This window comes from Pseudomonas sp. URMO17WK12:I7, assembly GCF_003269045.1.
Taxonomy (GTDB): Bacteria; Pseudomonadota; Gammaproteobacteria; order Pseudomonadales; family Pseudomonadaceae; genus Aquipseudomonas; species Aquipseudomonas putida_J.
In genome coordinates, this window is sequence record NZ_QLTL01000002.1 from 181,027 (window position 1) to 194,981 (window position 13,955).

Below are 13,955 nucleotides of genomic sequence, written 5' to 3' on the forward strand. Positions count from 1 at the left end.
GAAAATGAGGGCGTCTAGTGACAAGACGAAACAGCGGTGCGGGAACAGTAAAAAAACAGGGTTTTTTGATGTTTTTGCAGCGCGATAGAGATCGAGCGCCGCCCACGCGTCGCATCGCGGATAAATCCGCTCCTACAGTTGTTGCAACGTGGCCATGCCTGTGAGGGAACAACTGTAGGAGCGGATTTATCCGCGATGCGACGCGTGGGCGGCGCCCGATCTCATGGGCGCAAAACCTCTCAAGCCCTACATCAGATATCCCACACCACATTGATGGCGAAGTTGCGCCCCGGCATGGTCAGGCGGTCGAGGTTGGCCGGTTGGGTCACGCCAGCTTCACCCTGGCCGTCGTAGCCGCGCACCGAGTCCCACTGCCAGTATTTCTTGTCGGTCAGGTTGTACAGCCCGGCGTTGACGGTGACGTCGTCGGTCAGTTTGTAGAAGCCGCTCAGGTCCAGCACACCATAGCCAGGTGTGCGGAACTGCGAGCTCTGGCCGTCCGGTGCGAAGAAGGTGGTGTCGTCGACGCGGGTCTTGCGCTTGACCAGGGTCCAGCTCAGCAGGCCGCCATAGTTCGGCTGCTCGTAACCCAGGCCGAACACGCCGGTCAGCGGGTTGACGCTGTTCAGCGGCTGGCCGTTGTCGTCATTGCGACCATAGGCGTAGGCGATCGACCCCTGGGTGTACAGGCCCTGCGGTGCACCGAAGTGGTCAAGGTACAGGCGGCCCTTGATCTCGGCGCCCTTGATGGTGGCATGCTTGATGTTGTTGGCCTGGAACGTGGTTTCCAGGTTGGCCGACTGCACGGCATCTTCGTCGATGAAGTCGCGGTACTTGTTATAGAACACCGCCACGTCGAAGTTGCCGGCGTCGAAGTTGCCGCGCAGGCCGGTTTCGTAGCTCTTGCTCTTTTCCGGCTCGAGCCCGGGGTTGCCCTGCACGCTGTAACCCAGGGTGGGGTTGTCAAAGCGCCCGTACATCGATTTGGCCGTCGGCGTGCGGAAGCCCTCGGCGTACTGGCCGTACCAGGTGTAGTTGTCATTGAAGGCGTAGGTCAGGCCGAACTTGGGCGAAACGCGGTGCCACTTCTTGTCCGAGTCGTCGAGGCTGCTAGGTGCGGTACCCGAACCCTGGATGCCGCGCAGGAACTCCTCGGTGAACTTCGGCTCCATGCGCGTGTAGTCGTAGCGGGCGCCGGGCATGAAGGTCCAGTTGTTCCAGCGGATCTCATCCTGCACGAACAGGCTGTAGGTATTCACGGTCGGGTCCGGGAAGTCACTGATCAGCGCCTGGGCATCGCTGGTGCTGACCTGGCCGATGCTGCGGCAGGTGCCACCGACCGTCAGGCAGGTGCCGGTGCCGCTGCGCGAACCGGTGACCTTCTCGTGCTTGAGGGTAGTGCCGTAGGTCAGCAGGTGATCGGTGGCGCCGATGCTGAAGGCCTTGTCCAACTGGGCGTCGAACACCCACTGGCGGTCTTTGTAAGTGGTATCGCGGGTGCGCAGCACGGTGCGGTTGAACGGGAAGTAGACTTCCTCGGTGTGCTGGTCGGTCTTGGCGATCTGGTAGTTCAGGCTCCACTTGACGTGGTCGGCTACCCGCGAATCAAGGCCGAACTCGTGGTTGATGCCAAAACGCTCGCGGGTGATGGTGTCATTGCCATTGCGGCTTTTGTACATGCCCATGCCGGCGCCGTTGGTGAACGGCCCGCCGACAGCACTGAGGATGTCCTGGTCGCGGTCGTCCTTGTAGCGCTCGTAGGTTAAACCCAGGCGAGCATCGTCGGCGTAGTTCCAGCCCAGTTTGGCCAGCACGTTGGTGGTCCGCACGTCTTCCGGGTTGGCCTCGGTGCGCGCAAGGCCCGTGCCGCCGTGGCTGCCGTAGGATTCGGTCTCATGGCCATTGCGCTGGCTCAAGTGCAGCAGGCCGTCGAAATCGCCCGTGCGGCCCGCCACGGTAGCCGAGGTCAGCCAGCTGTCATCGGCCGAGCTGTAGCCGGTCTTCAGGCGCGCACCGGCGTCTTTGCCGGGCTTGATGATGTCGTCCGGGTCCAGGGTGAAGTAGCTCACCGCACCGCCGATGGCGTTGCTGCCGTACAGCACCGAGGCCGGGCCGCGGAGGATTTCCACGCGTTTGACGATTTCAGGGTCGACGTAGTTGCGCTGGGTCTGGGCGTAGGGGCCATAGAAGAAGCTGTCGGGGATCGACACGCCATCGACTTGGGTAAGGACGCGCTCGCCGTCGATGCCGCGGATGTTGTAGCCGTTCAGGCCACTGCGCTGGCCGGTGCCACCCACCGACACACCCGGTTCGTAACGGACCAGTTCCTGGATATTGTTGACGTTCCGCCGGTCCAGCTGCTCGCGGGTCTGCACGGTCACGGTGCTCGGTACCTGGCTCACGTCCTGGGCGCTACGGGTGGCGCTGACGGTCATCTGCTGCAGGGCAATGGCATTACCCGCCGACTGGCGCTCGAGCACCACGTTGCCGTTGCTGATCTTGCGCAAGACCAGGCCGGTGCCCTGGAGCAGGCGCTTGAGCGCAGCTTCAGGTGGCAGCGAACCTTGCACGCCAGGCGATGCCACGCCGTCGGCCAGTTCGGCGCTGAAACCGACCTGCCAGCCGGTAACCTTGCTGAAGGCATTGATTGCCTCGACCAGCGGCTGTTGCGCAATGCTGAAGCGGTAGTCACCCATGCGCGGGCTGCTGGCCTGGGCCGGTTCGGCGGCCAGCGCCGGTAGGCTGCAGGCACCGCTGGCGAGCAGGGCCAGCGTCAGCAGGGACAGCTGACCGGTACGGCGGGGAAGGGTGGACGAGCGAGTTGGACCTGTGGACATCGAAAGCGCTCCCAGACGCGCGAACTGTTATAGGTGATGACCGTTCTTGTTTTCAAACAAGAATCAGTTGCATTGGCTATAACGAGACGGGCGGGGTTGCGCGATCGCGTAAAAAAAATTTCAGGTCAGTTGATGATCACCACGGCAGGGAACTCGTGCAGCTGCGCCGAGGTGATGTGGGCCAGGGCGCGCAGGGTTTCCAGCGGCTGATCCAGGCGGTAGTTGCCGGTCACGGCCATGTCGTCGAGGCGGCCGTTGCGGTTGATGATCCAGCCGGGGTAATAGCGCCGTACTTCCGCCAGTACCTGGCTCAACGGGCAGTTCTCGAACACCAGGCGGCCGTCGACCCAGGCCAGGTCCTTGTGCATGTCCGGGCGCTGGCGCTGGCCAAAGCCCTGTGGGCCAACACTGATGCTGTCGCCGGCACTGAGGCGAATGCGTTGGTCGCGGGCCCCCTGCAGGTCGACGTCGCCTCGCTGTACGCGCACCTGTGCCTCGCCGTTGAGGTAGCGTACGGCGAAATCGGTGTCGCGTACCTGCGCGCGCACTGGCCCGGCCTGCACCTCCAGCGGTAGCTGGGCGCCACCGGGTACCTGGAAATACGCCTCGCCTTGCAGCAGGCGCGCAACCTGGCGGCCGCCCTGCAGGTCGCTGGCGAAGGCGGAATTGGTGTTGAGCAGAATCTTGGCGCCGCCATCCAGCTCCAGGCGCTGGCGCTCACCGACCACGGTCAGGTGGTCTGCCTGCAGGCGCACCGGCAGGTTGCCGAACGTGAACAGCCCGACCAGCAGCACGGCGGCGGTAGCCAGTGGCTTCCAGTGCGCACGCAGGCGGCCGCGCAGCGAGCGGCGCTGATGCTGGTGCATGTGCATGGCCGCCTGGCGTAGCGGGGTGCCGTTCCACAAGGCTTCGGCCTCAACGTAGGCCTCGGCGTTTTCAGGGGATGCGCTGAGCCATTGCTCGAAGGCGAGGGTGTCTGCCTCGCTGGCGCACTGCAGGCGCACGAGCCAGTCCAACGCCTCGTCCAGCGCACGGGCGCGGGCGTCGGGCCCGGTGGCTGGCGGGCGAGTGACGGGGCTGTCGGTCACAGTGGGTCCTTGCAGGTATTTTTGCGAATGATCAAGGCTCGGGCAAAGCATGGCAAGGGCCACGACGCATTCGGCACGCCGGCGGTCGGCTCATTTGAGGCGGTCGGCCACGCCCATGCAGATCGCCATGATCAGTTTCAGTTCCTTCTGTACGGTGCTGGCCGAGACCTGCAGTTGCTCGGCAATTTCCAGGTAGCTGGCGCCGTGCAGTCGGCTGAGGATGAAAATGCGCTGCTGGCGCTCGGTCAACTGATTGAGGCTGACGCTCAGGTGCTTGAGCAGTTGTTCGGCGTGGGCGGCGTCCTCGCTGCTGCCGAGCGGGGAGGCGACATTGTGCAGCACCTCGTCGGGTACATCGTCGACCAGCATGCGCGCCTGCACCCGGCGTGTACGCAGGTGATCCAGGGCGAGGTTGCGGGCGGTCTGGAACACGAAGGGTTCGAGGTGTTCGATGGGCCGCTCGCCCAAGGCACGGGACACCCGCAGGTAGGTTTCCTGCAACAGGTCCTCGGCCGTGCTGGGGTTGCCCACCATGCGTTGCAGGGTGCGCAGCAGGGAAAGGCGCTGAACGAGGAAGACGGAGTTGAACCGGGACTGACTCACGGGGGGACCTAGCCGACGAAAGTTGAATGATAATGCTTATCATCTTGCCGTCAGGTCAAGCTTGGAATTGTTAGGGAAAGGTAAAGATTGTGAGTTCTTCAGCCTTGTGCGGTCCCGTGCAGGAGCGGCCTTGTGTCGCGAAAGGGCTGCAAAGCAGCCCCCTGAAATGTGCAACAGCGCTCATGCCCGGGGGCCGCTTTGCGGCCCTTTCGCGACACAAGGCCGCTGCCACAAAGGCCGCATAAACCCGCCAGGTTCAGCGAGCGCTGGCCAATGCCAGGCAGTTGTCCAGCATGCGGTTGGAGAACCCCCACTCGTTGTCATACCAGGCCAGCACCTTGAGCATCCGCCCGTTGGCGCGGGTATGGTTGGCATCGAAGATCGACGACAACGGGTTGTGGTTGAAGTCGCACGACACCAGCGGCAGGGCGTTGTAGCCGAGCACCTTGGAGTGCCGGCTGGCTTCGAGGAACAACTGGTTGACCTGCTCGGCGCTGGCCTCGCGCTTGAGGTTGACGGTAAGGTCGACCAGTGAGACGTTGATCACCGGTACCCGCACGGCCATACCGGTGAGCTTGCCGGCCAGCTCCGGCAGCACCAGGCCCACGGCCTCGGCGGCGCCAGTCTTGCTTGGAATCATCGACTGGGTGGCCGAGCGGGCGCGGTACGGGTCGCTGTGGTAGACGTCGGTCAGCACCTGGTCGTTGGTGTAGGCGTGGATCGTGGTCATCAGCCCCTGTTCGATGCCGAACTCGCGGTGCAGCACCTGGGCGATCGGCGCCAGGCAGTTGGTGGTGCACGAAGCGTTGGAAATGACCTGGTGCGAAGCCCGCAAAATATCGTGGTTGACCCCGTACACCACGGTGGCATCGACACCCTTGCCCGGCGCTGAGACGATCACCTTGGAGGCCCCGGCAGCCAGGTGCGCGGCGGCCTTGGCGCGGTCGGTAAACAGCCCGGTGCATTCGAACACCACATCGATCGCTTCGGCCTTCCAGGGCAGCTCGGCCGGGTTGCGGATGGCGCTGACCGCGATACGGTCACCATTGACCGTCAGGCTCTCATGGTCGGCTTCGACCACGGCATCGAACGTGCCGTGCACGCTGTCATATTTGAGAAGGTGGGCGTTCATCGCGCTGTCACCCAGATCATTGATGGCGACGACCTGCAGGTCCTGGCGGTAGCCTTGGGTATACAGTGCGCGCAGGACATTGCGCCCGATGCGGCCGAATCCATTGATGGCGATACGTAGGGTCATGGCAGTACCTCTGGCGGTCCGAGTGAAAGCTGTGGCACAAAGACGCTTCACTGAAACGGTTTTGTTGTTGGAATTACAAGATTATTCACTGGCCGATAGAAAACAAGCCTTTTTGATGGCAGTATTTTGTTTAAACATACAACGAGTGGTTGGGCGCAGTGCCTCCCCGATGTTGCGAGCCCCTCTACCTTGAGCCTAGGCCGCAATCGTTTGGAGGGGAAATGCCCGGTAAACCGCCCTTACAATTAGCCTGGAGTCCAGTACATGCACCCGCGCATCCTTGAGGTCACCCAGCGGCTGATCGAACGTAGCCGTGCCACCCGCGAGCGCTACCTGCAGCTGATTCGTGGCGCGGCCAGTGACGGCCCCATGCGTGCCAGCCTGCAATGCGCCAACTTCGCCCACGGTGTGGCCGGTTGTGGCGCCGAGGACAAGCAGACCCTGCGGCTGATGAACGCGGCCAACGTCGCCATCGTTTCGGCCTACAACGACATGCTCTCGGCGCACCAGCCGTACTTGCATTTCCCTGACCAGATCAAGCAGGCCTTGCGCGAGGTCGGTTCGGTCGGCCAGTTCGCCGGGGGGGTGCCAGCCATGTGCGATGGTGTGACACAGGGCGAGCCGGGCATGGAGCTGGCCATCGCCAGCCGCGAAGTGATCGCCATGTCCACTGCGGTCGCGCTGTCGCACAACATGTTCGACGCCGCGTTGATGCTCGGCATCTGCGACAAGATCGTCCCCGGCCTGATGATGGGTGCGCTGCGCTTCGGTCACCTGCCGACCATTTTCGTCCCGGGCGGGCCGATGGTTTCCGGCATTTCCAACAAGCAGAAAGCCGACGTGCGCCAGCGCTATGCCGAGGGCAAGGCCACGCGCGAGGAACTGCTTGAATCGGAAATGAACTCCTACCACAGCCCTGGCACCTGTACCTTCTACGGCACTGCCAACACCAACCAGTTGGTGATGGAAGTCATGGGCCTGCACCTGCCCGGCGCCTCGTTCGTCAATCCGTACACCCCGCTGCGCGATGCCCTTACCGCCGAGGCGGCGCAGCAGGTCACGCGCATGACCAAGGCCAGCGGCAGCTTCATGCCGCTGGGCGAGATCGTCGACGAGAAGGCGCTGGTCAACTCCATCGTGGCCCTGCACGCCACCGGCGGCTCGACCAACCACACCCTGCACATCCCGGCGATCGCCCAGGCAGCCGGCATCCAGCTGACCTGGCAGGACATGGCCGACCTGTCCGAGGTGGTGCCGACCCTGTCCCACGTCTACCCCAACGGCAAGGCCGACATCAACCATTTCCAGGCCGCTGGCGGCATGGCCTTCCTGATCCGTGAACTGCTCGATGCCGGCCTGCTGCATGAAGACGTCAACACCGTGGCCGGGCACGGCCTGCGCCGCTACACCCAGGAGCCGTTCCTCGACGACGGCAAACTGGTATGGCGCGAAGGGCCAAGGCAGAGCCTGGATGAGAGCATCCTGCGCCCGGTGGCGCGGCCATTCTCGGCCGAAGGCGGCCTGCGGGTGATGGAAGGCAACCTGGGCCGTGGCGTGATGAAGGTTTCTGCGGTAGCCCCTGAGCACCAGGTGGTCGAGGCGCCGGCGCGGGTGTTCCAAGACCAGCAGTCGCTGGCCGATGCTTTCAAGGCCGGTGAGCTGGAGCGCGATTTCGTTGCCGTGGTGCGCTTCCAGGGCCCGCGTTGCAATGGCATGCCCGAGCTGCACAAGTTGACGCCGTTCCTCGGTGTGTTGCAGGACCGCGGCTACAAGGTCGCACTGGTGACCGACGGGCGAATGTCGGGCGCCTCTGGCAAGATCCCGGCGGCCATCCACGTCTGCCCCGAAGCGTTCGATGGTGGCCCGCTGGCACGCGTGCGTGATGGTGATATCGTGCGGGTCGATGGCGTCGAAGGCACGCTGCGGGTCATGGTGTCGGCAGAAGAGCTGGCCAGCCGTGACCTGCCGCCCGCGCCCCAGGGCAACGACCTGGGCTGCGGCCGTGAGCTGTTCGGCTTCATGCGTATGGCGTTCAGCCCGGCAGAGCAGGGTGCGAGCGCCTTCACCTCGGCCCTGGAGAACCTCAAATGAAGGACCTGCTGGTTGGCGACATCGGTGGCACCAATGCCCGTTTTGCGTTGTGGCGTGACAACCAGCTGTACCAGGTGAAGGTTTTCGCTACGGCGGACTACACCAGCCCGGAGCAAGCCATCGAGGCCTACCTGCAGGGTCAGGGTATTGCCCGTGGTGGCCTGGCGGCGGTATGCCTGGCGGTGGCGGGGCCAGTCGATGGTGATGAATTCCGCTTCACCAACAACCACTGGCGGCTCAGTCACAAGGCGTTTTGCCAGGCCTTGCAGGTCGAGCGGCTGCTGCTGATCAACGACTTTTCTGCCCAGGCCCTGGGCATGACCCGCCTGCAACCTGGTGAGTACCGCGAGGTCTGCCCAGGCAAGGCGGACCCTGCGCGGCCCGCGCTGGTGATCGGCCCGGGCACCGGCCTGGGCGTCGGCAGCCTGTTGCGCCTGGGCGAGCAGCACTGGCAGGCGTTGCCAGGTGAAGGCGGGCATGTCGACCTGCCGGTGGGTAACGCCCGCGAAGCAGCGATCCATCAGCAGATGCACAGCCAGATCGGCCACGTCAGTGCCGAGACGGTACTCAGTGGCGGAGGCCTGGTACGCCTGTACCAGGCTATGTGTGCGCTGGATGGCGACACGCCGCGACACACATCCCCGGCGCAGGTCACTGATGCGGCGCTGGGTGGCGAGCCACGGGCGCTGGCGGTGGTCGAGCAGTTCTGCCGATTCCTCGGGCGCGTGGCTGGTAACAATGTGCTTACCTTGGGCGCGCGCGGCGGGGTTTATATTGTCGGCGGGGTGATCCCGCGCTTTGCCGAACTGTTCCTGCGCAGTGGCTTTGCCCAGAGTTTTGCCGACAAGGGCTGCATGAGTGGCTACTTCGCCGGGGTACCGGTGTGGCTGGTGACAGCGGAATTCTCTGGACTGCTGGGGGCCGGAGTGGCATTACAGCAATCATTGGATCACTGACGGGGGCCGCTCTGCGCCCCTTTCGCGACACATGGCCGCTCCTACAGAATGGCGCGATCCCTGTAGGAGCGGCCTTGTGTCGCGATAGGGCTGCGCTGCGGCCCCCGACTGCAATACCCGAGAGCAGGCGATGAAGACCTGTGATTAACAAGAGGGCGGGATACCTTGAGCACTGCCGGAAAATCCATCCTGATGGTCGACGACGATCAGGAAATTCGTGAACTGCTGCAAACCTACCTGAGCCGCGCCGGCTTCCAGGTCCTTGCCGAGGCCGATGGTCAGGGCTTTCGCCGGGCCCTGGAAAGCACCCCCTGCGACCTGGTGATCCTCGACGTCATGCTGCCCGACGAAGACGGTTTCAGCCTGTGCCGCTGGGTGCGCCAGCATCCTCGCCAGTCGCGGGTGCCGATCATCATGCTGACGGCCAGCTCCGACGAGGCCGACCGCGTCATCGGCCTGGAGCTGGGCGCCGACGACTACCTGGGCAAGCCATTCAGCCCGCGTGAATTACAGGCGCGCATCAAGGCCCTGTTGCGCCGCAGCGAGTTCGGCCAGGCCGCGCCAGCCAGCTCCGTGCTGGCCTTCGATGACTGGCGCCTGGATACCATCAGCCACCGCCTGTTCCATCGCGATGGCGAAGAGGTGATTCTGTCCGGTGCCGACTTTGCCCTGCTCAAACTGTTTCTCGATCACCCGCAGCAGATTCTCGACCGCGACACCATCGGCAACGCCACCCGCGGCCGCGAGCCGATGCCGCTGGACCGTATTGTCGACATGGCGGTCAGCCGCCTGCGCCAGCGCCTGCGCGACACCGACAAGCCGCCGCGGCTGATCCGCACCGTGCGTGGCAGTGGTTACCTGCTGGCTGCCCATGTCTGCTGCGCTTCCTGAGCGGCGCTGGCGCCTGCTGCCGCGCTCGCTGCTGGGGCGCATGCTGCTGCTGACCTTGCTGGTGGTACTGCTGGCTCAGGGCCTGTCGAGCCTCATCTGGGTCGCCCAGTTGCGCGCCAGCCAATTGCAGGGCCTGCGTGCCAGTGCCGGGAGCCTGGCCCATTCCATGAGCGCCAGCGTCAGCTACTTCCGCTCGCTGCCGGTGGCCTATCGGCCGATGGTACTCGACCAGTTGCGCAGCATGGGTGGCACGCGCTTCTTCGTGTCGCTCAACGACAAGCCGCTGGACATGCCGGTGTTAGCCATCACCCCGCGCAAGCAGGCGGTGATCGACGTGTTCCAGCAGGTACTGCACGAGCGCCTGGGCGAGCAGATGGAGGTCTGCGTCGAGTTCGTCGCCCCCGATGACCTGCGCATCTTCAACAGTGGCCTGAAGCTTGATGAGCTGCCGCGTTCGTGGGCGCATTACTCGCTGACCCTAGAGCCCCTCAACCCGCCAGTGCTGGTGACCCAGATCCGTCTTGACCAAGGCGAATGGCTTTACATCGCATCCTTGCTGCCCGAGCCCTATACCAGCCTTGAGGCCGAACGCCTGCCACGCCAGCAGATCGGTTTCATCGTGCTGACCACCGCTTTGCTGCTGCTGTTCATCGGCTTGCTGGTGCACTGGCAGAGCTGGCCGCTCAAGCGGCTGGCGCGTGCCGCCCGTGAACTGTCACTGGGCGCCGATGTGGCACCGGTGGCCGAAGGCGGCGGCAGCGAGGTGGTGGAAGTGGGGCGGGCGTTCAACAGCATGCGTGAGCGCATCAGCCGTTACCTGACCGAGCGTTCCCAGTTGTTCAGCGCGATTTCCCACGACCTGCGCACACCGATCACGCGCTTGCGCCTGCGCGTGGAGCTGCTCGAGGACGAACGCCTGCAGGCCAAGTTCAGCCACGACTTGGATGAGCTGGAGCTGCTGGTCAAGGGGGCGCTGCAGTGCGTGAAGGACACCGACATCCACGAGAACATCGAGCCGATCGACCTCAACCAGGTGCTGGAGATTCTCGTAGAGCCGTATCTGGGTGACGGCCGTATCACCGTCGAAGGGCGAGCCATGGCGCCGTACCCGGGCAAACCGCTGGCCCTGCGCCGCTGTATCGGCAACCTGATCGACAATGCCATCAAGTATGGCGAGCGGGCGCGCCTGCGTATCATCGACAGTGCCGAGGGCTTCGTCTTGCAGGTGGATGACCAAGGGCCCGGCGTGCCCCAGCAGCAGATGGAGCAAGTGTTCGAGCCGCATTTTCGCCTGGCCGGGAAGCAGCAGGGCTACGGTCTGGGCCTGGGTATCGCGCGCAACATTGCCCATAGCCATGGCGGCGAGGTGAGTCTGCTCAACCTGCGCGAAGGCGGTTTGCGGGTGACGCTGTACCTGCCCAGAGGCATGGATTGAGGCGTGTCACAGACTGGTGACACAACAGCTGTCCTTCGTGACATGCCGACCAGGACGGCTGGCTAGACTTCGCAGACGACTGGCAAGGAACGCGCTGGCCCATGAAGCATAACGACCTCCCCTTTGGCAGTTGGCTGGACTCGCCTGTCCATGCTGCCTGGCTCATGGCCGAAGGGCGGCGCCTGCTGGCCTTCGCCAAGGCGTCGAAGTTGCCAGGCGGCTTCGGCAACCTCGAAGCCTCTGGCAACCTGGCGCCTGATGCCGCCGCCGAAACCATGAGCACCGCGCGCATGACACATTGCTTCGCTGTCGCGCACATCCAGGGTATGCCAGGGTGCCTGGCTTACGCCGAGCATGGTGTCGCGGCCTTGCGCGGGGTGTTGCACGATGCCACCTACGATGGCTGGTTCGCGCACCCCGAAGGCCGCCAAGACAGTGGCAAGGCCGCTTACCTGCATGCTTTCGTCGCGCTGGCTGCCAGTTCCGCCAAAGTGGCCGGCACGGCCGGTGCCGCGCAGTTGCTGGCGGACGCTGTGCGAGTCATCGAAGGCCACTTCTGGTGCGAGCAGGAGGGCGCCCTGCGTGAAACCTTCTCGCGCGCCTGGCAGATGCCTGAAGCCTACCGTGGCGCCAACAGCAACATGCACGCCACCGAGGCGTTCCTGGCCCTGGCCGATGCCACCGGCAACACGCTGTGGCTGCAAAGGGCGTTGCGCATTGCCGAGCGCATCATCCACACCCATGCCGCCGCCAACGGCTATCGGGTCATCGAGCATTTCGACGCATTCTGGCAGCCAGTGCCGCACTACAACCTGGAGCATCCCGCCGACCACTTCCGCCCTTATGGCACAACGCCCGGGCACGCGCTGGAATGGGCGCGCCTGCTGCTGCACCTGGAGGCCAGCCTCCAGCTTGCCGGGCTGCCCGCACCCGAATGGCTGCTAGCCTGCGCCCATGGCTTGTTCGACAGCGCCTGTCGCCACGGCTGGAGCGTCGATGGTGAGCCTGGCTTCGTCTACACGTTGGACTGGGACAACCGCCCGGTCGTCAGGCAGCGCCTGCACTGGGTGCATGCCGAGGCGTGCGCCGCAGCCGCCGCGCTGTTGCGCAGAACCGGTGAAGCCCGTTACGAGCAGTGGTATCAATGTTTCTGGGGGTTCATCGACAACCATTTCATAGACCGTGCCGGCGGCAGCTGGCACCACGAACTCGACGCGTACAACCACCCTGCCGGCACCCTCTGGCCGGGCAAGCCGGACCTGTATCACGCTTATCAGGCGGTGCTGCTGCCGGGCTTGCCATTGGCACCCAGCCTGGCGACGGCCATTTCGCGTTATGTAACCAAACGATGACATTCGCGCATCGCTTCGTTACCTGACGAGGCGGGCGCGCTGATTAGACTTCATGCAATGCAAGCGACCGACTTGCCCCGCATAACAACAAGAAAGGTACTCCGATGAATTCGACCCTCCGCCTCGCCGCCGCGATCTCCCTCGCCTCGTTCCTGCCACTCAGTGCGTTCGCCGCCGAATCCAAAGGCAGCGTCGAAGTGGTGCACTGGTGGACCTCCGGTGGTGAAAAAGCCGCTGTGGATGTACTCAAGGCCCAAGTCGAGAAAGATGGCTTCACCTGGAAGGACGGCGCGGTTGCAGGTGGCGGTGGTGCCACGGCCATGACCGTGCTCAAGAGCCGCGCAGTAGCCGGCAATCCGCCTGGCGTCGCGCAGATCAAGGGGCCGGACATCCAGGACTGGGCTGCCACCGGCCTGCTCGATGAAGACGTGCTCAAGGACGTTGCCAAGGAAGAAAAGTGGGACGCGCTGCTCGACAAAAAGGTCGCCGACACCGTGAAGTTTGACGGTAACTATGTCGCTGTGCCGGTCAATATCCACCGCATCAACTGGCTGTGGATCAACCCTGAGGTATTCAAGAAGGCCGGCATCGACAAGGCGCCGACTACCCTCGACGAATTCTATGCCGCCGCCGACAAGCTCAAGGGTGCCGGTTTCATCCCGCTCGCCCACGGCGGCCAGCCTTGGCAGGACAGCACCGTGTTCGAAAGCGTGGTGCTGGCCGTGATGGGGCCAGAGGGCTACAAGAAGGCCATGGTCGATCTGGACGAAGCGGCGCTCACCGGCCCCGAGATGGTCAAGGCGCTCAGCGAACTGAAGAAGGTCGCTACCTACATGGACCCTGATGGCAAGGGCCAGGACTGGAACCTGGAGGCGGCCAAGGTCATCAACGGCAAGGCCGGCATGCAGATCATGGGCGACTGGGCCAAGAGCGAATGGACCCTGGCCAAGAAGACCGCCGGCAAGGATTACCAGTGCGTGCCGTTCCCTGGCACCGAAAAGGCCTTCCTCTACAACATCGACTCGCTGGTGGTATTCAAGCAGAACGACAAGGGCACTGCTGCTGGCCAGCAGGACATCGCCCGCAAGGTCCTGGGCCAGGACTTCCAGAAGGTCTTCAGCATCAACAAGGGCTCGATCCCGGTGCGTAACGACATGCTCGCCGACATGAGCAAGTACGGCTTCGACGCCTGCGCCCAGACCTCCGCCAAGGACTTCCTCGCCGACGCCAAGACCGGCGGCCTGCAGCCGAGCATGGCGCACAACATGGCCACCACGCTGGCCGTGCAGGGCGCATTCTTCGATGTGGTGACCAACTACATCAACGACCCCAAGGCCGACCCGGCCGATGCGGCGAAGAAGCTGGCGGCGGCGATCAAGGCTGCGCAGTAAAGGTCGAGCGATCCCCGTTGTAGGAGCGGCCTTGCCGGGGCGCCGGACCGGTC

At 64.1% G+C, this 13,955-nt stretch carries 10 protein-coding genes; 6 read left to right on the plus strand and 4 right to left on the minus strand.

Annotated features, from left to right (window positions below; genetic code table 11):
• Positions 1–251: 251 nt before the first annotated feature.
• The 4 genes from H040_RS03035 to gap form a co-directional block, all read right to left on the minus strand.
• Positions 252–2,837: a TonB-dependent receptor gene (locus H040_RS03035; protein WP_027920172.1), complete on the minus strand. Its 2,586-nt coding sequence runs from the start codon at positions 2,835–2,837 to the stop codon at positions 252–254.
• 125 nt (positions 2,838–2,962) lie between these two features.
• Positions 2,963–3,925 (minus strand): FecR family protein, encoded by a 963-nt coding sequence (locus tag H040_RS03040; RefSeq protein WP_027920171.1) that lies wholly within the window; start codon positions 3,923–3,925, stop codon positions 2,963–2,965.
• A 90-nt stretch (positions 3,926–4,015) separates the two neighbouring features.
• Positions 4,016–4,528, minus strand: a complete 513-nt coding sequence (locus H040_RS03045) for an RNA polymerase sigma factor (protein WP_027920170.1) — start codon at positions 4,526–4,528, stop codon at positions 4,016–4,018.
• Positions 4,529–4,784: 256 nt separating this feature from the next.
• Positions 4,785–5,786 (minus strand): type I glyceraldehyde-3-phosphate dehydrogenase, encoded by a 1,002-nt coding sequence (gene gap, locus H040_RS03055; protein ID WP_027920169.1) that lies wholly within the window; start codon positions 5,784–5,786, stop codon positions 4,785–4,787.
• A gap of 264 nt (positions 5,787–6,050) precedes the next feature.
• Between gap and edd the strand changes: the two genes are divergently transcribed.
• The 6 genes from edd to H040_RS03085 all read left to right on the plus strand — a co-directional run bounded on the left by edd (position 6,051) and on the right by H040_RS03085 (position 13,902).
• Positions 6,051–7,877 carry a phosphogluconate dehydratase gene (edd, locus tag H040_RS03060; RefSeq protein ID WP_027920168.1) on the plus strand — a complete coding sequence of 609 codons (1,827 nt, stop codon included), beginning with the start codon at positions 6,051–6,053 and terminating at the stop codon, positions 7,875–7,877.
• Positions 7,874–8,833, plus strand: a complete 960-nt coding sequence (locus H040_RS03065; RefSeq protein WP_027920167.1) for a glucokinase — start codon at positions 7,874–7,876, stop codon at positions 8,831–8,833. The genes edd and H040_RS03065 overlap by 4 nt, the downstream gene beginning before the upstream one ends.
• A gap of 165 nt (positions 8,834–8,998) precedes the next feature.
• The gene (gene gltR, locus H040_RS03070) at positions 8,999–9,724 is read left to right on the plus strand and encodes a two-component system response regulator GltR (RefSeq protein WP_027920166.1); all 726 of its coding nucleotides are present in this window, start codon (positions 8,999–9,001) and stop codon (positions 9,722–9,724) included.
• Entirely contained in the window at positions 9,705–11,159 is a 1,455-nt protein-coding gene (locus tag H040_RS03075) for an ATP-binding protein (RefSeq protein ID WP_027920165.1), read from the plus strand. The genes gltR and H040_RS03075 overlap by 20 nt, the downstream gene beginning before the upstream one ends.
• A gap of 101 nt (positions 11,160–11,260) precedes the next feature.
• Positions 11,261–12,511, plus strand: coding sequence for a D-mannose isomerase (locus H040_RS03080; RefSeq protein ID WP_027920164.1), 1,251 nt, complete (start codon positions 11,261–11,263; stop codon positions 12,509–12,511).
• A 104-nt stretch (positions 12,512–12,615) separates the two neighbouring features.
• Positions 12,616–13,902 (plus strand): ABC transporter substrate-binding protein, encoded by a 1,287-nt coding sequence (locus tag H040_RS03085; protein ID WP_027920163.1) that lies wholly within the window; start codon positions 12,616–12,618, stop codon positions 13,900–13,902.
• Positions 13,903–13,955: the final 53 nt, after the last annotated feature.